The following is a 24,218-nucleotide window of genomic DNA, read 5'->3' on the forward strand; positions in this document are numbered from 1 at the left end:
ATTACTAATTACTAATTAACAATCAACCATTAACTACTTAGAAAAGCTGCTGGTTGAATTAGTAAAGACAATTCTTCTTTTTGTTGTTCTAAAGCTTGCAATTCTTCTAGACGAGGTAAAACTTGTGCTTCAACTTTTTCTTGTCCTGGTAATTGTTCAGCAAGTTGAGAAGTTTCGTATTCTATTTCCCAAATATTAATCAATTGAGAATATCCATTAATTAAGTTTTGACTGATATTTAATTGTTGTTCTAAAGCAGATATTCCTCGGTTAATAGTAGTCAAGCGATCGCAATATAAATGGGCATCGGTTTGATTCATTTTTGCTTGTAAAAGTCTAAATCGATTTAATAAATTTTCTTCAGAAGTTTTATTTTGATTTAATTGCTTCAATCTGGATGTTAAAGTTTTAAGTTTGGCTAGAATATTTTGTTCAGAAGCTAATCTATTTAAATTGTTTGCAGCTAGTTGCTGATATTTTCGGCGATACCTAATTGAACTATAAAAACCAGTAGTTATAGCTAAAGGAATAGTTCCTAGCCAAATAAAATGATTGGCAACTACAGGATAAAATAAATCTATTAAAGCTAAAGTTGAGCATCCCAAAATTGTCAATGAGGAAATTTTAGCTCCTTGAAATAATTGCTGTTTTCGCGGAAACAATACTTGATAATCTAAATTATGTTCGAGGTTTTTTAACCAAATTAAATCTAAATTATTTTTGTTGTCTATAGTATGAAGTAAAACCAATGAATCACCTGCATTAGCAGTAAATTTTTCTTTCAAATCAAAATTAGTAAATTGAAACGTCTTTTGAAGTGTAGATTGATAATTTACTTTAAGTTGATATAATCTTTGTTGTTTAGGTTTATTCAAAAATTTAGTTTTGGTAAGAGTAATTACCTCAGAACTACAAGATTCTGCGATCGCGTAACTAACCGCATATTGATAATGACAACTACGACAAATCACCATTACCCGCTCTTCATTACAAATTGATAAATCAGGTAGATATAAAGGTTGACGACAGGCAGGGCATTTAATTTCTTCAGTCATATTTTTTATACTAATTATTTGAGTTTTTATACCAAACTTTCTAAATAATCAAGCGTCATCTCTGAAAGTTGCTCGGTTGAGTTCTTATAAGTTAAATTGAGTAAAGAATTAGCCCAATTAAAAAGTTGATTTTTATCAATTTCTTGTTTCAACTGTTTGTAGTCAAAAATTCCTTCTTTTACTTCAAGACAAGCTTCATTCAAAGCGGGATTTAACGCTTCTGCTAAATATTCTTGCCATTCTCCCGATTCAAGATAATAAGATTTTTTGTTATCTTTCAAATTAAGTTTTTTAATTTTAACTATTGAGTTAGCAATAGATGAACGCCATGATTTAGTTGTTCTTTTTTCTATTTGTATTTTAATTAAATGAACTAGCAAACGCACTAAACAAGATTCAATATTTCTCAAAATTGCTTGTTTGCTCATTCCTTCTAATTCATCGATAATGTCTAGAGCATCTTGGTAACGTCCATCCAAGATACTTTGCCTTAGATCAATTAATTCTTGTGTCATCTTTCTCAATCCTCGTCTTTGAAAACTATTTGAGGTGCGTTAAATTCAGGAATTGTTTGCCTGCTGCTAATCAAGCTCTTTATTTTTTATAATTATGAATTTTGGAAAACAAGTTTTGCTATCACTATAAGATTTAACAATCTACTAGGTAAACCTAGAGTTTTCACCCAAACATCTGGTATCTTAGCAAGTGGAGAAGTAAATAATAGTGTTGCTAAGAATTTGATTAAGCTTTTTAAGCAACAACTTTATTATCAACAAAAATTACTATAAATATTGAAATAAAATTTTTTTCGTCAATAGAGGAAGTAACATTGCCTAAAGTTCGTATTCGTCAACACGTTAATCCCCTTAGTCGTAAATTTCAACAACCAATCCAACTTCCAGATTGGAATACAATTTATCAAAATCCCAATCTTCCTCTACATCTAGATATTGGTTGTGCTAGAGGAAAGTTTTTGCTACAAATGGCACAACTTCAACCAGAAATCAACTTTTTAGGCATTGAAATTCGTGAATCTTTAGTCAAAGATGCTAATCAAATCAGAGACGAATTAGGTTTAACTAATCTTCATTATCTCTTTGGTAATATTAATACTTCTACTTCGTTAATACTTAATTCTTTCCCAGATAATACTGTTAAATATATTACCATTCAGTTTCCCGATCCTTGGTTTAAGAAAAAACATAATAAACGTCGAGTTGTCCAACCAGAATTAGTCAATATTTTAGTGGATTATTTAGTTGAAGGTGGCATAATCTTTTTACAATCAGATATTGAAGAAGTTGCCAGAGAAATGAAAGTCCGCTTTTCTGCCCATTCTGCTTTAGTTCAACAACATCAAACAACTTGGTTGGATTATAATCCTTTACCAATACCAACAGAACGAGAATTATATGTGCTTGCAGATAATTTACCTGTATACCGAGTTTTATATAAAAAATTGACGAATTAAGAAAAGTAAAGTATTTTTAATTAATAAATTAATTATTAAATTTAATTTAACTACTATTTTGGACTAGTTGTTTGAACAAGTCTTGAAGTTCTTTGATGGGAAAAAATAAAATGTATGAAAAATCAAACTTGTTGTATCATTACCCCTAGCTACGTTAAGGATTTTGATAGATGTCGTCTTTTATCTGAAACTATTACTCAATTTAATCAATCCCCAATCAATCATTATATCATTGTTGATCAAAAAGATGAAAGACTTTTTTCTCAACTAAAAAAAGCTAATACAGAAATTATTACAGTAGAATCAGTTTTACCTTGGTGGATTAAAAAAATTCCTTTTCTAAAAAACGGCTGGTTTAGTTTCAAAACTTTACCATTAAGAAACTGGTTTATTCAACAATTAGTTAAACTTTCTATTGCCAAAGATGTTGCTGAAGAAGTTTTAATTTTTGTAGATTCAGATGTTGCTTTTATTCGTCCTTTTGATACTAAAAATTTTATTGTAGATCATCAAGTTAGACTCTTTCGCGAACCTGATGCGATCGCTGCTGGTTCTGAATTATCTGCCTGGAGTGATGTGGCGTGTGATTTATTGCAGTTACCTCGCTTACCACGTCCAGTACCTAATTATTTAGGAAATGTGATTACTTGGAAAAAGGATAATGTCTTTAAATTACATAATTATATAGAAGAAATTTCTAATCAAGAATGGATTAAAACTATTGCTAAATCTTGGCATCTTTCTGAATATCTTTTGTATGGAACTTTTGTTGATCAAGTATTAAAAGAAAAATCAGGTCATTTTTATGATCCAGTCAAAAATTGCCATGAATACTGGACTCCTCAATCGATGTCTGATCAACAGTTACAGCAGTTTTTTTCCGAAGTTACTAACGATCATATTGCGGTGATGATTTCGGCTAAAGCAGGTATGCCAGTAAGTCGTTATGAGAAATATATTAAAGAACAAAAATTGTAAATAGCCCTCGCACAATTAATTACATCGTTAAAAAGCTATAAGAAATTAGATAATTTCTCGAATTGTAGCTAGAGGAAGAAACATTTTCAAAGGATTATCTTCAAGACTTACAAAATCATACCGATGGTAATATTCTTTAGCTGCTTCATCTTTAGCATCGACAAACAAGCCGATGACTCCTGCATTATCCGCAATAATTAACGCTCTTTTCATCGCTTCTACCATCAAAATCTCGCCAATTCCCTGGCGTTGGTAAGTTTTGGCTACAGCTAACCTGGCTAATTTTACTCCTGCGATGGTAGCAGAATATTTTTTGCTCCACTTATTCGGTAATTGTGTGGCATGAACTTCGCAAAGAGCTAAAGTAAAAAAGCCAATTATTGTCTGGGGTTGTTCTGAATCTATTAAAACGAAAGTACGAGAGATTCCTTTTGTATTGTGTTGTCTGGCTGTTTGCTGAAGATAACGATTGAGAGCTTCGCTACCGCAATCAAAATTATCGCGATTATGGGAAGTATCCAGCAATTTAATCAGTTTCATGGAAAAATGCTCTATGTTTGGCAGCAGCAGTTTTCAATCTTTCATTGGGAGTCGGAGGATTTTCTAAGAGCGAAAACACTTTCTCTGCATCTTGTTGAGATAACTTGATCGCTCTGTCTGCTTCTAGAATTTGTTGGGCTTCTTTAATGGCTGCTGCCACAATAAATTGATTTAAAGTTGCACCAGATAAAATAGCAGCCTGTTCTAAAGTTTCTTTGATTTGCTGAGGAATCCTCGCAGTTACGCGAGCATCATTTTTAGTACTACTAGACATAACAATTAAGTGTGAAATTACAATCTTATTGTAACCAAACTTGGTGACAAAATGTCACCACGAACAAGACTGCATGATTCAATTCTTCTGCCAGGTAGTTTTTTGCCTTAAAACAAAATTTTGTAATCTGATCAATTCAACAACTGCAAGATCACACTTGCTGTCAAATCAGTAGATGATGTAGATAGATGGTTATTGAGTATGAGCGATGGATTTAATTTTGTGTCATCAAACAGCCGATTTTGATGCTTTAGGTGCAGCAGTAGGCTTATCTCGGTTGAAAAAAGGAGCGAAAATAGTTTTAACTGGAGGCGCGCATCCTACAGTAAAAGATTTTTTAGCTTTACATCGGGATGAATTTCCTTTAATTGAATCTCGTAGCGTTAATACTCAAGCAATTCGTTCGATTTTCGTAGTAGATACCCAAAAACGCGATCGCTTGGGAAAAAGTTCAGAATGGTTAGATCTCAAGCATTTAAATTCTATCGAAATTTACGACCATCATCTCAATGCTGAATCGGATATTCCTGCGACAGTTAAACATCTTGATGCAGTGGGTTCGACAACTACCATCATCGCAGAATTATTACAATCAGAAGCAATTGAATTAACTCCTTTTGAAGCGACAGCAATGGCATTAGGAGTTCATGTTGATACTTGTTCTTTTACTTCTGAACAAACTACTGCCCGTGATGCCCAAGCATTAGCATGGTTGTTGTCAGTGGGAGCGAATATCAAAATTATTGCTGAATACGTTGAACCAGGTTTGTCTCCTCAATTACAAACACTATTAAAAGAAGCACTAGAAAAACTGCAAAGATCAATTATTCAAGGCTACACTATTGCTTCAGTCTTACTAAAAACCGATGAATTTATTCCTGGTTTATCTAGCCTTGCCTCACGTTTGATGGATCTTACTGAAAGCGACGCACTTTTACTCGGACATGAATATAATCGAAATCAAAATTCTACTACAGAAAAGTCAAGTCAAAGGTTAACTGTCATCGGGCGATCGCAAATTCCTCAGACTAATCTTAATCTACTGTTTGAATCTCATGGTGGTGGGGGACATCCTCAAGCAGCTTCTTTGACAACTAGTACTAATGAACCAAAAGTTTTTTTTCAACAGTTAGTTGAACAACTACAAACACAAATCCCCCAACCTCCTACAGCTAGAGATTTAATGTCTTCTCCAGTTAGAACTATTCGCCCTGATACTACCATCGAACAGGCACAAAGAATTTTATTTCGCTATGGGCATTCAGGTTTATCGGTAGTAGATGAAAATGACTGTTTGGTAGGAGTGATCTCCCGCAGAGATTTGGATATAGCTTTACATCATGGTTTTAGTCATGCCCCAGTTAAAGGCTACATGACAAGAAATTTAAAAACCATCACTCCTGAGACTTCCTTACCAGAAATAGAATCTTTGATGGTAACTTATGATGTGGGAAGATTACCTGTTTTAGATCGGGGGCAATTAATCGGAATTGTAACTCGTACTGATGTTTTAAGGCAGTTACATCAAGAGCGAGAAGAAAAACCTCAAGGAAATCAACAACCTCTTACTTCCTGTCTCTTACCTACAATTAAAGCTAGACTAGCCCCAGAAATTTGGCGATTATTAGAACAAGCTAGTAATGAAGCGCAAAGTAGAGGTTGGCATCTTTATCTAGTTGGTGGTGGTGTTAGAGATTTATTATTAACCGAAGCAAATCAACCTTTACTTCTACAAGATATCGATCTCGTGGTTGATGGTTTTCACCGTGCTACCGATGATGGTGCAGGATTAGAATTGGCTTCAAAGATACAACAGATGTATCCCCAAGCGCGTTTATCAGTACATGGTGAGTTTCAAACTGCTGCCTTACTGTGGCACAAAGATCCTACTTTAGGTAACCTTTGGATTGATATTGCCACAGCTAGAACCGAATTTTATCCTTATCCCGCAGCTAACCCTGAAGTAGAAGCTAGTTCGATTCGTCAGGACTTGTATCGTCGAGATTTTACGATTAATGCCCTGGCAGTTAGATTAACCTCACCTAAGAAAGGTGAATTTTCCAGGAAAGGAGACTTATTAGACTTTTTTGGTGGTTTGCTAGATCTGCGATCGCGTCAAATTCGCGTGCTTCATCCCAATAGTTTTATCGAAGATCCTACCCGTATTTATCGCGCGGTAAGATTTGCGGTACGTTTAGGTTTTACCATTGAATCACAAACAGAAGAATATATTCGTTATGCGATCGCAAGTGGTGTTTACGAAAGATTGAGATTAGAAAATCAGCAAGCACCAGCCTTAACTACTAGATTAAGAACAGAATTAAAATATATTTTACAAGCGGAATATTGGAAACCAGCTTTACAATTACTAGCAGACTTAGAAGCCTTACGCTGTCTGCATCAAGATTTAATTTTAACTAATCAATTGTGGTGGCAAATTCGTTGTGTTTCTCGTTGGTTAAAAATCATTGATCCAGAAAATAATTTTGACCACTGGTTAATCAGATTAGAAGTATTAATTGCTCACCTAAACCCATCGGAAAGAATCAAAGTAGCCACTAATTTACAATTACCTAAAGATAGTCTTCAAAGACTCAAAAAACTAGAACAAATAGAAACTGAAGTAATAGAAAAACTACCTCATTATCAGCGTAAAAGTGAAATATATTTATTACTGCGTCAATATAAATATGTAAGTTTAATCTTATTATCAGTACGAACTTCTAAATCAATTCGTCGTACTATTTGGCAATATTTGACTCGATTGGCAAAAGTTGAACCACTTTTAAACGGTAACGATCTTAAAAATCTGGGTTATCAACCAGGGCCAATTTACAAACAAATACTCGATAATTTATTAATAGCAACTTTGGATGGCAAAATTCATAGTTATACAGAAGCAGAAGCTTTTATTCAACAAAATTATTAAGAGTAAACAAATAAAAAAACCGAGCAATTATAGAACTACTCGGTATTGGATTGATGAACTGAAATTAACGTTCTTCAATAGGAATATATGGAGCATTGTGAACGCCAGTATAAACTTGAGTGGGACGGAAAATACGGTTAACAGCTAATTGTTCTTTCCAATGTGCCAACCAACCAGCCACACGAGCGATCGCAAAAATGGGAGTAAACAAATCATCAGGAATACCTAGTTTGCGATAAACTAAACCAGAGTAAAAATCTACATTAGGATAAATTCCTTTGTGACCAAAATTCTCTTCAACTACTCTTTCTAATTCTACGGCAATATCATAATAAGGGTCTTGACCAGTTTCCCCAAATAATTGTTTAACTAAATCTTGCAAAATCGTAGCACGAGGATCTTTTACTTTATACACTCTGTGTCCAAAACCCATTATTTTTTGCTTGTTGGCAATACATTTTTCCACATAAGGACGGACATTCTCGATTGAACCAATTTCTTCCAACATTAATAATACTTCTTCGTTAGCTCCTCCATGAAGAGGGCCGGCTAAAGTACCTACTGCTGATGCTATTACTGCATAAGGATCGGTAAGAGTAGACGCTGTTACCATTGCTGAAAAAGTCGAAGCATTAATCGTATGTTCGGCATGAAGAGTCAAACAGACATCAAATATTCTCGCTGCTAGAGGATCGGGTTTTCTCTCTGTCAACATATATAAAAAATTAGCAGCATAATCTAACTCGTCATTAGGTTGAATTGGATCGTTTCCTTTTCGCATTTGATGAAACGCTGCTACCATTGTCGGAATTTTTGCTAGCAAACGAACTACAGCTTTTCTAATATATTCAGGGTCATCCAATGCGCGACGAGAATAAAATAGTCCTAACGCTGCTGCCGAAGTTTGTAGTGCATCCATTGGGTGTCCAGTTTCAGGAAAACATTTCATCATGTCCCGAATACGGTATTTGATGCGTCGATGATAAAGAATATTTGTTTCAAATTGTTTTAGTTCTTCTTTAGTCGGTAGTCGGTCCCAAATTAACAGGTAAGCGGTTTCGAGGAAACTTCCTTTCTTTGTTAATTCTTCAATGTTAATACCGCGATATTCTAAAATCCCTTTTTGCCCATCAACATGACTAATGCTAGACTTGGCAGCAGGTATTCCTTCTAACCCTGGTTTATATTCACAAAAAAATGTAGTTGTCATAGATAGCTTTTCCTATAAATAAACAAGATGAAGATATATTCGTGATGAATAACAGATTCTGAAGCTACCTTATCTTTTAAATTTGTCTTAACCGAAAAAAATAGCTCCAGTGAGATAGTGTGGCTGTTCCTTAGCTTATCTGTTTCTCATTGATTTCTCAATTACTTTTTTAAATCGAATTTAACAAGCGTTTATGACTAGTTATTCTGACACTATAAATTTCATACTAGTTAGATTATTTGTAGTATATTATCAGATGGGCTTAAGACTATATGTAACAAGGTTCTCAATTTCTTTGGTCTGGTTGAGAGCTTGATCCAATTTATAAATTTGCTTAATTACTTATAAAAGATAATCTTCAGGTTGTAGGCAAAAAAGTAGGGACAATTGATCAATCATCCCTACCAGATTCAATTGAAATCAATTAAAGAGTTAAAGATTGTGGTTCTGTTTCAATTAACTTAGCTAGATCTTGTAAGAAAGAAGCAGCTTGTGCGCCATAAATAATACGATGATCGCTGGTCATATTAACTACCATTTGACGTTTAACACCGATTAATCCTTGTTCATTCGCTACGACTTGGGGACGAGCAGCACCAACTGCTAGGATTGAACCTTGTCCAGGAGGTAAGATGGCATCAAAACGATCTACGCCAAACATACCTAAATTAGATAGGGTAAAAGTACCAGTGCTATATTCATCTGGTTGTAGTTGTTTGAGTCTAGAACGGTCGACTAAATCTTTCCAACTGCGAGAGAGAGAATAAAGATCAAGCTTGTCGGCATTGCGTAAAACAGGTGTGATTAAACCTCCGCCTTCCATTGCTACTGCAACAGCAATATTGATTTCTGAATTATATTTAATTGCTCCTTCACTATAGCTAGCATTAACTATCGGGTGTTTTGCCAAAGTAACCGCTACTGCTTTAGCGAGTAAAGCTGTCATTGTTACTCCTTTAGACTTAATTTGTTTGTAGAGTTGATCTAAAGCATCAGTAGTGATGGTGTAGTTGACGTGGAAAGTAGGTACTTGCAAACTCATCATCATATTCTGTACCACAGCTTTTTGGAGAGTATTAAGTGGTACAGTTTCACCAGGAGTAACGCTAACGGGTGCTGGAGAAGGTGTAACGGGACGAGATACTGGGGGCGGTGCTACAGGTGCGGTTACTGGTTGAGATGCTACTGAAGTAGGAGTGGGAGTTTTACCTGCTGCTTGTTCGATATCGTGAGCAACAATTCTACCGTAGGGACCACTGCCTTGAATTGTTTTTAAATCAACACCAAATTCTTTAGCTAGTTTTCTAGCGCGTGGAGAAGCGACAATTCTGCCATTGCTTGTAGTTTGGGTGGTAGAGGTTGCATTGTCAGCAACAGCACCAGGAGTAGCTACAGGAGTAGGTTTTGATTGAGGAGCAGCAGGAGAGCTAGAACCTCCCTGGAGTGAAGCAGCTTTTTGTTTGGCTTCTTCGATTTCTGCTTCAGTTTCTGCTAAAAGAGCGATCGCATTTCCTACAGGTGCTTCTTTTCCTGCTTCAACTAAAATAACCGCTAAATAACCTTCATTAAAGGACTCTACATCCATGTCGGCTTTATCCGACTCTACCACTACCACAGTTTCACCCTTGGCTACTTTGTCTCCTGGAGCTTTTGTCCATTCAACAATTTTTCCTTCAGTCATGGTGGAGCTAAGAGCCGGCATAAATATATCGTGAATCATAGCAGTAGTCTTTTTCTCTTTTAATAAAAAAACAAAACAATTGGTGTGGCTGGAATCAGTTTTTAGTTATTTGCCTTTTGTAAGTCTGGCTAGTATTTTTAAATGATTGAATAACTAACAATCAACGACTAATGACCAATAACTATCTTGATTGCTTAATTAATTACAACAATCTTTGATATTAACATCTAGCGTTGCGCTAGTTGCGGAGTACGACCTTTTAAACCTGTCATTAATTTGAGAGCAAATATTTTTAGTGGTTGACAGTTATTCATTAACCATAAACCAAAACGACGAATTACTACTATGGGAAGGAAACTATTGGAGAAAGTACGGTCTAAAAAGTCAGTAAATCCTAATATAGTTAAATTTTCTCGTTTACGCCAATTTTCATAACGTTTTAAAACTTGAAGTTCCCCAATGTCTTCACTTTGTTGATGAGCTTGTTGTAAAATCTGAGCTAAAGCTGCTGCATCTCTAATACCCAAATTTAATCCTTGTCCTCCAACAGGATGACAACAATGAGCAGCATCTCCTACTAAAGCTATTCTCGATTGCACATAGCGATCGCATTGCATTAATTGTACAGGAAAAACAGCGCGATCGCTGATTAATTCAATTTCACCTAATAAACCGCCTGTATAGTAATTAAGTTTTTCAAGAAATTCTTGTTCGTTCAACTGCTGTATCGCTTTAGCTTCGGCATGGGGATGAGTCCAGACAATTTGACAGCGATTTCCTGGTAGAGGTAATATTCCCATCGGTCCAGTTGACCAAAATTTTTCAAAAGCAATATCGTTTTGTGGTGCAGTGTGTTTAATTGTAAAAGCTACACAAGACTGCCAATATTTCCAACCGCGAGTTTTAATTCCTGCTAAACTACGAATACGCGATCGCGAGCCATCTGCTCCTATGATTAATTTAGTTTTAATGGTTTTAGTTGTACCATTCAGGTTAATTTTTATTTCGCTAAAAGTATTTTGTGACTCAACTTCGATTACTTTGGCTGGACACAACCAAGTGATGTTCGGACACTGAGCAATCAATTCTTGTAAAGCAGTCAAAACAACTTTATGTTCAGCAACATAGCCTAAAAATTCTGTATCTAACTCTGTTCGATTAAATTTAACTATTTGCGGGTATTCACCGTCAGAAAGTCTGATATTACGAAATTTAGCTATTTTGGGTAAAATATTCTGCCAAACTCCAATTCCTTCGTAAATACGTCCAGAAAGAAGTGATAGAGCATAAGCCTGCCTTCTAGAAGCGACTACTTCTAATGGGTTGGCTTCAACAATCAAAATTTTCAACCCAGAGTCTTTTAAGGCAGAAGCTAAGGTTGCACCAACGATACCGCCACCAACAATAACTAGATCGCAATCAAGAGCATTAGATTTTGTGTCTCTACTACTAGTTTGCTGTTTTAATGCCATTTTTTAGTAAATTTTAAGAAAAAGATATATATATTTACTATTATTGTGACGCTATCGGCATCGAAATACAAGGCGTTATCAGTTATCAATTAAAGGCAGTGGGCAGAAGGTTAATTTATTTGAGGTAAGCTGATTGATTTTATCTACATTGTCTTGAAGTTTTTGGTTAAGAGCGATCGCGGTAGCTATTTTTTACGAAATAATTGTTTTTTTAAAGTTATAGACTTTAATCATAATGTAGTTAGTTGATATGGGAAGAATGCCGGTAATTTTTGCTAATATTTACCAATTAAGAATATTTTTAATTTGGTTGATTAAATTTTGTGGTTCAAAAGGTTTAACAATTACACCAGCAACTCCCAAATTTTGTAATTGTTTTTGCTCACTTATTTTAGCTTTAGCCGTTAGTAAGATAGTAGGAATATGCTGAATTTTTTGATTAATTTGGAGTTGTTTAAAAGTAGTAATGCCATCCATACACGGCATCATCACATCAAGTAAAATAGCATCTGGTTGTTGTTGTTCGGCTTGTTTTAATCCTTCTGCACCAGAAGATACAGGAATTACTTCCCACCCAGCGATCGCTTCTAAACATATTTGAATTACTTCTCGAATACCATCATCGTCATCAACAACTAAAATTCGTTTGTTAGACATAATTAATTATTTATCTCATCAGCTTTAACTAAAGGAATAGTGAAAAAGAAATTACTTCCTTTGCCGTAAATACTTTCTGCCCAAATTTTTCCGCCGTGCTGTTCGACAATATTACGACAGATTGCCAATCCTAGACCAGTTCCACCTTTGCGCCGAGAATCAGAAGCATCAACTTGATGAAAACGTTCAAAGATAGTTTCTAGTTTATCTGAAGGTATACCTCTACCTTGGTCTTGAACAACAAAAAGAATTTGGTCTGATTGTTGAACTACATCCAGCCAAACGCGAGAACCTCTTTCAGAAAATTTGATGGCGTTAGTTAAAAGATTAGTCAAAACTTGAACTATGCGATCGCAATCGCCATAAAATTCTAAGTTTTGGTTGGTAACTTCTAAAATAATTCCGGCTCGATTAGCTATTAATTGAACAAGTTCAATTGCTTTCAACATTATTTCTTGAACCTGAACTATTTTTTTGATTAAGTCAATTTTGCCAGATTCGAGTCGCTCTAATTCTAAAATATCGTTAACTAAGCGAACAAGACTTTCGGTACTTTCTGCTGCAATTTTAATAATCCGTTGTCCTTGTTCAGATTGAGGCTGTACAATTCCACTCACAAGTAAACCCAAAGCACCATGAATAGAAGTCAAAGGAGTACGTAATTCATGACTAACCACAGAAATAAATTCATCCTTCATTCGTTCCATAGCATGACGTGCTGTAATATCTTCACCAATGCACATCATTCCGATTGGTTTTCCTTGAAGATCGCACATTTGAGTACTATTCCAACTAATTCTTTTTTCTTCTCCTGATTTAGTTAGCAGAATTTTTTGATGATGATAATAGTAAGGAGAATTCGGTTGAATAATAGATTGAAAAATTTTTACAGCTTCCTGACGATTTTGAGGATGAACTAAATCGATAAAATGTTTACCAATTGCTTCGGTGACTGTGTATCCCATTAGCTCTAAAAAGAATGGATTAGCATAATCAAGGCGACCTTGCAGATCCATGCCAATTACTAACAAACGCACATTTTCCAATAAAGTACGCCAGCGTTTTTCCGATTCTTGTAGAGTAGCTTCAATTTGTTTGCGATCGCTAATATCTAAACAAGAACCAATAAAACCTGCAAAACTACCATCAGGTCTAAATCTGGGCGCACCATAATCAAGCATCCAGCGATATTCACCATCAGCCCGTTTGAGACGATATTCTAATTGAAAAGGTTGACGATTATTAAAGGCAGTTTGATAGGTATTGAAATACTGTGATTGATCGTCAGGATGCACTCCTTCTGACCAACCATGCGCTAATTCTTCTGCCATGGTTCGCCCTGTAAACTCTAACCAAGCTTGGTTAAAAAAGGTAGAGTGACTATCACTTCCTGAAACCCAAACCAACATGGGAAAGCTGTTCACCATCGACCGAAAACGAGCTTCACTTTCTTCTAAAGCAACTTGTGCTTGTTGTCTTTGGTAGAGTTCTTGTTGCAAACGCTGATTGGTTTGACTTAGTTCTTCGGTACGTTGTTTAACTCTGTCTTCTAATTCTTGTTTAGCTTGTTGCAGTTCTACTACTGCTTGCTGACGTTGCAATTCGATTTGATGAGCATTAATAAATTTACCAATACTTTGAGCCATCATTTCAATAATTTCTCGTTCGTGGCTGGTAAAAGGAAGATTTCTAATTTTAGTAGAGGAAAAATTAAGTGTTCCGTAGATTGCTTGTTCTACAAAAATTGGTGTTCCGATATAAGTTTCTAACTTAAAGTTTTGATAGACAGGATGAGAGCGTAGTTCTTCAATAGTACCAACACAATGATAAGCGATCGTTTTTTTTTGCTTCACTACTTCGGCACAATAGGTATTGCCTAACTCAAATTGTTGATTCGGACTTAAACTCGTTAAATCAGAGGTAACGGCGTAAATAGTGTAAATATCACCTTCAATATGACTAACAATTCCTGTAGAACAACCAAAAATTCGACATCCCGTTTGCACATAGTCGTGAAATAATTGGTCAAAAGTGGCGTAGTTAGTGGTATTTAAACGATGTAGTTGTTTGAGGTTAGAGCTAAAAGCTGCTAATTCTTCAGATTTTTGCTGCAATTGAACTTCAGCTTGATGACGACGAGTAATATCTTCAGCAATACAAAGTAAATATTCTGGTTGACCAAGATCATCAAAAATAGGTACTTTGGTAGTACGAAGAATTTTTTTCCCAAGCGTACCAATTGTAATAATTTGCTCGGGAATTTCAATTACGGTTCTGGTTTCAAAGGCTTGTTGGTCTTGTTGATTTAATAAGTTTGCTTCAGAAAAACAAAAATAATCGTAGACAGTTTTTCCCAATGCTTGCTCTGCCCTTAAGCCAAACATTCTTTCGCTAGCTTTATTCCAGAGTAAAAATTTACCAAAGTTAGATTGACTAGCATCTTTGACAAAAACTGCCACAGGAAGGTGATCGATCGTTGTTTGTAAAAAATGTCGAGCTTGTTGAACTTTTTGTTGAGCTAATTGTCGTTGTCTGAGTTCGTATTTAGTCAGAGCTAACAGTTCAGCTTGAGCGATCGCAATACCAATTTGAGTAGTTAATTGTTTGAGAAATTCAATTTCTACTTCTTGCCATTCTCGAGAATGTTGACATTGATGAGCAATCAACAAACCCCATAATTGAATAGTTTGATTAGAAGTTGTTTGTATAATTGGGACGACTAAATTAGCAGTAACGTTAAAGTTTTGTAATAGCTCTTGATAACATGGATCGATTGTGATTTGATTAATATCCGTTCTGGCTGTAACGTTACCTTGTTGATAGTATTCTACCCAAGTGTTTTCAAAACAAGGGTCTTTTATTCTACTGCCCAGAATTGACCATTGGGACTGAGCTACTGATTCTACAATTACAGCACCACTCCAATCAGGATAAAAGCGATAGATAATGACGCGATCGCATTCTAAGAAATCACGAACTTCTGCGACACTTTTGTGTAAAATTTCTTCTAAGTCGAGAGACTGTCTAATTCCTAAAGCAACACTAGCCAGGAGACGATTAATTTCTTGTTTTGGTATTTTCATCGGTTAGTCTCCTGCGATCATACCTTTAATATATATATGAGATATCTATACCATTCAAGGTAATGATAATTTATTAAGTTTTAAGAAATAGCTTGGTATTTTTTAATATTTATTAATACATTATGTTAGACGATTAAATTTTTGCCTTGAGCTTTTGCTTGATAAAGTCGTCGATCTGCGACTTGATAGAGAGTTTCTAAATGTTGTCCATCACGAGGATATTCTGCCAAACCACCGCTAAAACTAACTTGAAATTTGCGGTCGCGAGAATCAGTAAAATTATGTTGACAAAAGGTAGCAAGTAAGTGTTCCAATTTATGATTGCCCGATTCTTGGGAGACATCATATAAACCGAGAACGAATTCTTCGCCTCCCCAACGTGCTACAACATCTTCTTTTCTAAACAGTTGGTTGAGAAGTTTGCCCAAATAACGTAAAACAAGATCGCCAGCATCGTGTCCATAACAGTCATTGATATGTTTAAAATTGTCTAGATCGATCACAATAAAACACAAAGGTTTGTCTTGTCGTTTTGCTAGATTGAGTAATCGATTGATTTGCAGAATAAAAGCTTTGCGATTTAAAACTCCTGTTAAGGTATCTATTTCACTTTGTTGACGACGATATCTTTCTTTATCTAAACGATTAAAGATGCGAGTAATTAATTGTTGAGGATTAAGAGGTAAACAGAGATAATCATCAATACCAGCAGCAAAAGCTTGTTGAATCATCTGTTCATCTTGACTTTGAGAAATTGCCAAAATCGGTAACTGATGCCAATTAGGATCGTTGCGTACTACTTGACATAATTCAATTCCGCTAATTTCAGGTAATTCTAATTGAAGAATAACTAAATCTGGGAGCGATTGTTCGATAATTTGCCAAAACTGGCGAGAATCTGCTAGAAGAATGACTTGAAATCCCCAAGGTGCTAAAAGCTGACGAAGTTCGTCTAAAGTTTTTTGTTGTTCATCCACCACCAAAATTTTGGCAACAGAAGGATAAAACTGTTCTAACACTTGTGCGATCGCTTCTAAAACTTGATAGGAAGAGATTGGTTTTTGTAAAAATAATTTACCACCCAAACGAGCTACTTTGACTCTAGTAGTTAAACTTTCTTTAGCAGTAAAAACAATCGTTGGAATCGGTGGTTGTTTGGTGGTTAATTCTTCTAATAATTCAAAGCCTCCCTCTATAGCTTCAGGAAAAAATAAGTCTAATAAAACGATATCTGGAATATTTTGATTAACAATTTTTCTGGCTTGTTCTAAATTATTAGCGACTGTAGTTTCTAAACCCCAAGTGTTAGCTTCACTCATTAAAACTTGAGTGAGTGCTGAATCATCATCAATAATGAGAAGTTTATGTCGATAGGTAGTTGTCCGAGGACGAGGAGTTAAAAATAAAAGATTATCAGAGGTCTTAAAAGATTGATTTAATTCTCGATTTAATTTTTCAATTAATTGTTCTAAAAGATTAAAATCATCAACAGTTAACTGGGAATAATTTTTTAATTTTTGCTCGATTTGACCAGCATATTTTGAAGCTTTTTTCAACCCAAAAGTTCCTAAAGAACCAGCTAAAGTATGAGCAATTTGTATTGCTTCAGCTAGAGAGTTTTTTGCATTAAGTTCATTTTTTAAAAATTGAATTGCTTGTGTTAAAGTTTCCAGATGAGCAAGATATTTAGCACGATGTTGTAGCCAAATATTATTTAAATCAGGAAGTTTGGTAGCTGATTGTTTAGGCTTGACAATTTTTGATTTGGTTGGCTCGGTAAATGCGGTTGCTGATTGTTTTAAGCGATATCCCATTCCATAAATAGTTTCAATAAAGTCTGCTGAAGCACCTACTTGCTTTAGTTTTTGTCGTAAGCCTTTAATTTGTGTTCTTACAGCATTTTCTGAAGGAAATTCATCAAAAGACCAAATTTGATCTAATAAAGAACTTTGACTAAAAATTCGTTGAGGATGACGTAAAAATAATTCTAATAAAGCATATTCTTTAGCTGTTAATTTAAGCGGTTGATCGCAGTAGTTTACTTGGCAACTATTAGGGTCAAGATTAAGTCCTTGCCAGTGTAAAATTGGTAATAAAGTATCATTTCCTCGCCTCAATAAAGCTCGAATTCGAGCTAATAACTCGTCAAGTTCAAAAGGTTTTACTAAATAATCATCAGCACCAGCATCTAAACCTTTGACTTTTTTAGTTAGAGCATCTTGAGCAGTTAGAAGTAAAATTGGTGTGCGATCGCCTTGGGAACGGAGTTTCTGACATAGTTGAATTCCGTCTAGCTTTGGTAGAACTAAATCCAAAAGAATTAAGTCATATCCAAAGTTTTCAGCTAATTCTAACCCTTCTAACCCATCTGTAGCGCAATCGACTAAATAATGCTGTTGTTTGGTCAAAGTTTCTTGTACTAAATTAGCGAGACTTTCATCATCTTCAATCAGCAAAATTTTCATGGTTTTCTTGTTGCCACGAATATTATTTTCTTTAGGATACCTAACTTATTGCATTCAAATAGCAATTGAGTATCCTACTGTTTGTATCCTACCGCAAATGAAGCAAAAATTGAGATTTACTTAGTTATTCTACCCTTCAAAGCGAGTAGTAAAAACTCAATATTAATTCCAGTTGTCAGTGATTTTTTTTATGCTAACTTTACTAACTTAATTAAATTTTTCTCAACCAAGAAGCTTAGATTAATAGTTATATCATTACATTTAAAAATATTACAAAAAATAAAAAAAAGTTTTTTGAAATTATCCTGACAAAATAGATGTTTTACCAGTCCTACATCATTCATGAAAAAGTGATTAACTGAACTTTTACATCCTTGCTGCCCATCTCTTTGACGATTAGGTTTACAAATCAAATAAGATGGCTTCAATCTTTAACATACTATCAAAAGATTAAAAATGATAGTTTTTATTTTATTTTGAAACATCAATTTAATAATGATTTGGTCTGGCTAAACTCTCAAACTTGGTAAGTTCAGATTTGAATAACAATTTCACTGTACCAACAGGGCCATTCCTATGTTTAGTAATAATTGCTTCAGCAATACCTTGTTCGGGTGTATCGGGATTATAATATTCATCTCGATAAAGCATAATTACTAAATCCGCATCTTGCTCAATTGAACCACTTTCTCTCAAATCTGATAACATTGGACGTTTATTGGTTCTTTGTTCAACACCGCGACTAAGCTGAGATAAGGCAATAACTGGGACATTAATTTCACGTGCCAAACCTTTGAGAGAACGAGTAATTTTAGATAATTCTTGAACTCGGTTATCACTCCCGCCTTCCATCAACTGTAAATAATCTAATAAAACTAAACCCAAATCTTGTTTTAGTTGTCCTTGTAAACGACGAACTTGCGATCGCATTTGGAGAACTGATAAATTAGCTGTATCATCAATATAGATTGGTAACTCTGATAAATTACCAACCGCATTAACTAACGCTTCAATATCTTGTTGGCTAATTCTGCCAGATCTAAGACGATTACTAGCAATTTTTGCTTCACTAGCTAGCAGTCTTTGGGCTAATTGTTCCCGTGACATTTCTAAACTAAAAACAGCCACAGGCATTTTATATTCTTTAGCAATATTGGCTGCAATATTAAGAGAAAAACTAGTCTTTCCCATAGAAGGTCTACCAGCAATAATAATCAAATCGGAACGACCAAAGCCACTGGTAAAGGCATCCAAATCGTAAAAACCAGAAGGAATTCCAGGTAAAGCAATTTGCTGATGTAAATTTTCAATCGTATTAAAAGTTTGAATCAAACTATCAGAAATAGGAACTAAACCTTGTTGGGGTCGTTCTTGAGTTAAACGAAAAATTTTCTGTTCTGATTGATCGAGTACAGTTTCTAATTCTGTAGCTGTTTCATAACCCAAACCGACAATTTCATGACCAGCTTTAATTAATTCGCGACGAATATATTTATCCATCACCAAATTAGTAAAGCGATCAATATTAACCGCGGAAATGGTACGATTGAGTAACTGAGCGAGTTTAGTAATTCCTCCTATTTGTTCTAGAAGCTCGCGATCAGCTAAATAAGTACTAATGCCCATTAAATCTGTTGGTTTTCCTTGACTATGAAGTACTTGGGCAGCGTAATAAATAGTTTGATGAGCTTGGACAAAAAAAGCATCTTTCGGCAAAATATCTGCTATTCTTGCCATTGCTTCGGGATCGAGTAAAATACCACCGAGGATTTCTTCTTCTGCTTCAATATTGGCAGGAAAGTCTTTAATTTCCACTCTTGATTTATTTTTTACTAAATGCCTATCTAGGATAACTAAATTCGGAGTGATCTTTGTTCAGAAAATCTGTAAATAATTAATTAACTCGATTGGGTTAATGATTAATTTAACTATCCAAATTAGTGGTAAAAAAAACTATAATATTAGATACGGTAGTTCTTAGATTATTCCAAGACAAAGTTGTTTATTTTAAATATATGAAGCGCAAGGGTGCAGCAGCAAGATATATTTCACTAAACTAAGAAACCCTATATTATGTTTAATGTAGTTTAAAAATTAACGCGACCGCAACAGACTTGACCTGAAAAAACTAAAATGAAAACATTTATGCCAGTTGAGAAAGTGTCACCTCTTAGTAACTATCTAAACTCAAATAAATTTACTATATGAATTGTGTGAGGAGTAAGTGTAAAAGAGAAAGACTTTGGGGTCGAAACACGGCAAGACTCCCAAGGTCTTTTTCATTCTTAGAATTTTAAGCTATAGTCAAAATCATGATTAGAAGTTCACTTAACTAATTTGCTTTTTAAACAAAAGCTCGGTTTTTTGGTAGTAATTATTTTAAGTAACTTTCATTTAAGAACTTTTAAAACTTTTAACTCTTGCCAAACGATTCAGAATTCGATTAGCTAATTCTGCGGGAACAATCGGCTTATTTAAATAATCATCAGCACCAATCGCAAAAGCTTGATGTTGAGTTTTATCATCATGATGAACAGTTAGAAAGAGAATTGGTAAGCTTTGCCAATGAGGATCGCTACGTAATAACTGACATAATTCCATGCCATTAATTTCAGGCATTTCGATATCAAGAATCAACAAATCTGGATTAAATTTGACCAAAGCAGACCAAAAATGCCCAAGATCGTTAATAGTTAAAAGGTAAAATCCCCAAGCCTCTAGAGCAATTTTTAAAGCTGCTAACAATTGAGCATCATCATCAACAATCATCACTTTAGCACCAGAACCAGTTTTAGCCAAAAGCTGATTAACTGATGCGATCGCTTGCTGAGGAGTAACAGGAGACTGCAATAATAAACTTCCTCCTTGACGAATCACTGCTAATCTTTCGGTCAAATTATCTGCTGCTAAAATTGTCACAATTGGAATCAGGGGATATTGTTGATGTAATTGAGCCATAAACGTTAAGTATTCTGCTTCGGGATGAGCTATTTTGAGCAGAACAACGTTAGGTTGGTAAGTAAGTAGTAATTTTTTCCCTTCGGCTAAATTAGTCGCAACGACAACAGATATGCCCCAAGTTGTAGCTTCCTCAGCTAACTGTTGAACAAAAATGAGATCGTTATCAATGACTAAAAGAGAAATGCCTTGACTAGGAGTGATATTTTTCTGTGTATGAAAAGGTTGATGTTCAATTTCCTGAGTTAAATCGGCTAATAATTGACTCAACTGCTCGATTTTATCGCCATTGCTAGCTAATTCGTCTATCAATAACTGTTCTAAAACTTTAGCAATTTTAGAACCTTCGGGAAAACCAAAACTACCTAAAGAACCTGCTAATTTATGAGCAGAAGCTCTAGCTTGTTGTTGTAATTGGGTAGTTAAACTGTTAGTGATCAGAGCATCTTTAACTGCATTAATTGCAGCCAATCTTTCGAGCATATTTGGCTTAAATTGTTGCCAAGCTTTAGTTAGAGCCTCTAAATGTCGAGTTTTTTGAGCTTGATACTTTTGTTCTTCTGGTTTAACAGTTGAGTAAGTGGGTTCACTGCGGAGACGATAACCCATACCATAAACCGTCTCAATCATGTCTTTGGGAACATTAGCAGCTTTTAATTTGTGTCGTAACCCTTTGATATGAGTTCTAACAGCTTCTTCACCTGGAGGATCTTCAAAAGACCATAATCTTTCGATCACTGCACCAGCACTAAAAACTTGCTGAGGATTGCGTAAAAACAATTCTAAAAGATTATACTCTTTAGGAGTTAAGGTAATTAATTGATCTTGATATTTAACTTCACAAGTTCTAGGATCGAGGGTTAAATTTTCCCATTTTAAAACTGGAGCGAAATAATGACCTTCTCTTCTTAATAAAGCGCGAATTCTTGCCGTCAATTCATCAAAATCAAACGGCTTGACTACATAATCATCTGCACCAGCATCAAAACCTTTAACTTTATCTACACTATTATCTTTAGAAGTTAATAATAGAATTGGCATTTGATAACCTTGCGCACGCGATCGCCGACAGAGACTAATGCCATCTAACTTAGGCAGCATGACATCTAGGACTACCAAGTCATAAGTAAACAGTAAAATAAATTCCCAAGCAGACTCTCCATCAGTAGCGATATCGACGGCATAATGCTGTTCAATCAAACTGTTGGCTAGAGCGGTCATTAAAGGTTCGTCATCATCTACTAACAAAATTCTCATTACAGTTAGCTGGTCGAATTGTCATTTTTAAGCGATCTGGCTCAATATGGCTCTATTTATTTTCTTCTAGCTATTTACTTAAGATCAGATTGTTATAACTCACTGAAATTGGCAATATTTTGTCATAGTGTAACAACCCTAATCATGAATTGAGCTTCTTTTCTTGATTTACTTCAAGTATTCTTAATTTTTTGCTTCTGATAAACTGCGCGGGCAGTCCGCAAAGCTACAGTCGCAGCCCCTTCTTTATCTATGGTATACTTCTCCAAAGCCCAGAAGTAGGCGTGTCAGTGCGTCGAACTGGTATATATCAAAATACTAGAAGACGCTGAAAGAGAGGTTTGCCAAGGTTTTCCTTCAATAAGCCACAATATTGTCCTCACGGACTTCAATACGGCGAGGAAACCTCGAAACCTTGTACGCCCCGTCGCCGTCGAGTCCTCCTCTGCTGTCGGGCAGCCAGTGGAGTTTAAACAAAAATGCTCGCGGAATCGTTCTGGCGGAGGATAAGTCATGAGGCTGTACTAGCTAAGAGGTTGCGAGGCGAGAATCCCACGCGGTTCACCCCTAGGAGTGTCAATAGCATTGAATCATGGCAATTACAAAACTTAAGGACACCTCTACTAATTACTCTCAATAGCTTTTGAATGAAGCTTTTGAAGCTTGTTGGAGATGTCCGATTAGAAACATTAATAACTTAGAATTAGATTACGTATGATTGATCTAGGGGGTTTTTTCCCCCTTTCTTGATTAGACTTGTAGCAAAGCTTGGGTATCTCTTTCTGGTTCTAATTCGATTTTAGGAGAAATACCCGAAGACACAATCAAGCGATCGCATTTGTTACTGGTAAAATAACTCCACACCCACTGAATCGCGACAATAATTTTGTTATCAAATTCCAGCAGATAAAAGACGTGAATAAACATCCAAATTAGCCACGCTAGAATTCCAGAAAGCTTGATCAAACCAAAATCGATCACAGCAGCGTGTTTACCGATGACAGCTAAATTACCCCAATCCCAATAGCGAAACGAAGCTATTTTTTTGCCTTGTAGTTGACTTTGAATTAAATTGGCCACATAGTTACCCGCTTGCATCGCTGCGGGTGCTACTGCTGGTAAAAGATGATTTTGGTTAATGCGATAATGAGCCAAATCACCGATGGCAAAAATATTGTTATATTTACCCACTGTAAATTCTGGCGAGACAATTACTCTACCCATCCGATCTAAACTTGCACCAGTCGCTTCTGATAATCTAAGAGCGATCGCAGAAGCTTTCATGCCAGCAGTCCATAATACAGTACGTGTTCTAATCTGCTCAATTTGTTCCCCTTGGCGTACAGTAACAACTTGTTCATTAAGATCGATTACTTTGGTTTTGGTTTTAACAATCACACCTAAATCTTTGAGCTTGTTAAGAGCTTGCTCGGATAATTGAGCGGGATAAGTGGGTAAAATTCTTTCTGGACTTTGAATTAAAATAATTTTCGCTGTTGCTGGATCGATATTACGAAAATCTTCTTTTAAAGTACTACGAGTTAATTCTGCTAACGCTCCAGCCAATTCAACCCCAGCAGCACCACCACCAACTAAAACAAAAGTTAACCAATCTTGGCGTTTTTCAGGAATAGTTTCTTTTTCAGCAGACTCAAAGGCAAGAAAAATCCGTCGGCGAATTTCTAAAGCATCTTCAACGGTTTTTAATCCTGGAGCTTTTTTTACCCATTCGGGATTGCCAAAATATTGAGGACTAGCACCAGTGGCAATAATTAGAGAATCATAGTGAATCTCGCGATATTTTAATTTAACTATTTGACGCTCAGGCTCGATCTGAGTTACTTCTCCCATCAAGACTTCAGTATTTTTGTTATGCTTTAGTACGGCTCTAAGAGGAGAAGAAATATTGCTCGGAGCTAAACCACCAGTAGCAACTTGATATAGTAGCGGTTGAAAGACATGGAAGTTTTGTTTGTCAATTAAGGTAACTTTGACGGGTGCTTTGGCAAGACTCTTTGCTGCGTAAAGTCCACCAAATCCTCCGCCGACAATTACTACATGATGAAGAGATTGTTTTTTTTCTTCTTGAAACATGATAATTTTTATCTCCTTTAAACTAGATTTATAGTAGGTCTAGTTAAGTTTTTCCCCTCAAGGGTATTGTGCAAAATTAAAAGTGTAAGTATAG

General features: G+C 35.4%; 16 protein-coding genes. 3 read left to right on the forward strand and 13 right to left on the reverse strand.

Going from position 1 to position 24,218, the window contains the following annotated elements; translation table 11 throughout:
• Nucleotides 1–29: 29 nt before the first annotated feature.
• Together STA7437_RS06150 and STA7437_RS06155 are read right to left on the reverse strand one after the other, a co-directional pair.
• Complete coding sequence (locus STA7437_RS06150; protein WP_015192512.1) at nt 30–1,055, reverse strand: hypothetical protein; 1,026 nt, start codon at nt 1,053–1,055, stop codon at nt 30–32.
• Between the two features lie 26 nt (nt 1,056–1,081).
• Entirely contained in the window at nt 1,082–1,570 is a 489-nt protein-coding gene (locus STA7437_RS06155) for a DUF29 family protein (protein WP_015192513.1), read from the reverse strand.
• Nucleotides 1,571–1,884: 314 nt separating this feature from the next.
• On the opposite strand from STA7437_RS06155, the gene trmB reads away from it, so the two are divergent.
• Nucleotides 1,885–2,526, forward strand: a complete 642-nt coding sequence (gene trmB / locus STA7437_RS06160) for a tRNA (guanosine(46)-N7)-methyltransferase TrmB (protein WP_015192514.1) — start codon at nt 1,885–1,887, stop codon at nt 2,524–2,526.
• A 114-nt stretch (nt 2,527–2,640) separates the two neighbouring features.
• Nucleotides 2,641–3,504, forward strand: a complete 864-nt coding sequence (locus STA7437_RS06165) for a DUF6492 family protein (RefSeq protein ID WP_015192515.1) — start codon at nt 2,641–2,643, stop codon at nt 3,502–3,504.
• A gap of 45 nt (nt 3,505–3,549) precedes the next feature.
• On the opposite strand, the gene STA7437_RS06170 is transcribed toward STA7437_RS06165, so the two are convergent.
• Nucleotides 3,550–4,044 carry a GNAT family N-acetyltransferase gene (locus STA7437_RS06170; protein WP_015192516.1) on the reverse strand — a complete coding sequence of 165 codons (495 nt, stop codon included), beginning with the start codon at nt 4,042–4,044 and terminating at the stop codon, nt 3,550–3,552.
• Nucleotides 4,031–4,318, reverse strand: a complete 288-nt coding sequence (locus STA7437_RS06175; protein ID WP_015192517.1) for a type II toxin-antitoxin system TacA family antitoxin — start codon at nt 4,316–4,318, stop codon at nt 4,031–4,033. The genes STA7437_RS06170 and STA7437_RS06175 overlap by 14 nt, the downstream gene beginning before the upstream one ends.
• A gap of 208 nt (nt 4,319–4,526) precedes the next feature.
• Between STA7437_RS06175 and STA7437_RS06180 the strand changes: the two genes are divergently transcribed.
• A complete protein-coding gene (locus tag STA7437_RS06180) occupies nt 4,527–7,247 on the forward strand; it encodes a CBS domain-containing protein (protein WP_015192518.1) in 2,721 nt (906 codons plus the stop codon).
• Between the two features lie 64 nt (nt 7,248–7,311).
• On the opposite strand, the gene STA7437_RS06185 is transcribed toward STA7437_RS06180, so the two are convergent.
• From STA7437_RS06185 to STA7437_RS06230, 9 genes are all read right to left on the reverse strand, one after another.
• Entirely contained in the window at nt 7,312–8,457 is a 1,146-nt protein-coding gene (locus tag STA7437_RS06185) for a citrate synthase (protein WP_015192519.1), read from the reverse strand.
• Between the two features lie 424 nt (nt 8,458–8,881).
• Entirely contained in the window at nt 8,882–10,177 is a 1,296-nt protein-coding gene (locus STA7437_RS06190; RefSeq protein ID WP_015192520.1) for a dihydrolipoamide acetyltransferase family protein, read from the reverse strand.
• Between the two features lie 188 nt (nt 10,178–10,365).
• Nucleotides 10,366–11,610, reverse strand: a complete 1,245-nt coding sequence (locus STA7437_RS06195; protein WP_015192521.1) for an FAD-dependent hydroxylase — start codon at nt 11,608–11,610, stop codon at nt 10,366–10,368.
• A gap of 282 nt (nt 11,611–11,892) precedes the next feature.
• Complete coding sequence (locus STA7437_RS06200; protein WP_015192522.1) at nt 11,893–12,267, reverse strand: response regulator; 375 nt, start codon at nt 12,265–12,267, stop codon at nt 11,893–11,895.
• 2 nt (nt 12,268–12,269) lie between these two features.
• Nucleotides 12,270–15,350 carry a PAS domain S-box protein gene (locus tag STA7437_RS24735; RefSeq protein WP_015192523.1) on the reverse strand — a complete coding sequence of 1,027 codons (3,081 nt, stop codon included), beginning with the start codon at nt 15,348–15,350 and terminating at the stop codon, nt 12,270–12,272.
• 125 nt (nt 15,351–15,475) lie between these two features.
• Nucleotides 15,476–17,815, reverse strand: a complete 2,340-nt coding sequence (locus tag STA7437_RS06210; protein ID WP_015192524.1) for a response regulator — start codon at nt 17,813–17,815, stop codon at nt 15,476–15,478.
• A 489-nt stretch (nt 17,816–18,304) separates the two neighbouring features.
• Entirely contained in the window at nt 18,305–19,630 is a 1,326-nt protein-coding gene (gene dnaB / locus STA7437_RS06220) for a replicative DNA helicase (protein WP_015192525.1), read from the reverse strand.
• A 579-nt stretch (nt 19,631–20,209) separates the two neighbouring features.
• Nucleotides 20,210–22,030, reverse strand: coding sequence for a response regulator (locus STA7437_RS06225; protein WP_015192526.1), 1,821 nt, complete (start codon nt 22,028–22,030; stop codon nt 20,210–20,212).
• Between the two features lie 750 nt (nt 22,031–22,780).
• Complete coding sequence (locus STA7437_RS06230; RefSeq protein ID WP_015192527.1) at nt 22,781–24,124, reverse strand: NAD(P)/FAD-dependent oxidoreductase; 1,344 nt, start codon at nt 24,122–24,124, stop codon at nt 22,781–22,783.
• Nucleotides 24,125–24,218: the final 94 nt, after the last annotated feature.

Origin of the sequence: Stanieria cyanosphaera PCC 7437 (assembly GCF_000317575.1) — a bacterium.
In the GTDB taxonomy this organism is placed as follows: domain Bacteria; phylum Cyanobacteriota; class Cyanobacteriia; order Cyanobacteriales; family Xenococcaceae; genus Stanieria; species Stanieria cyanosphaera.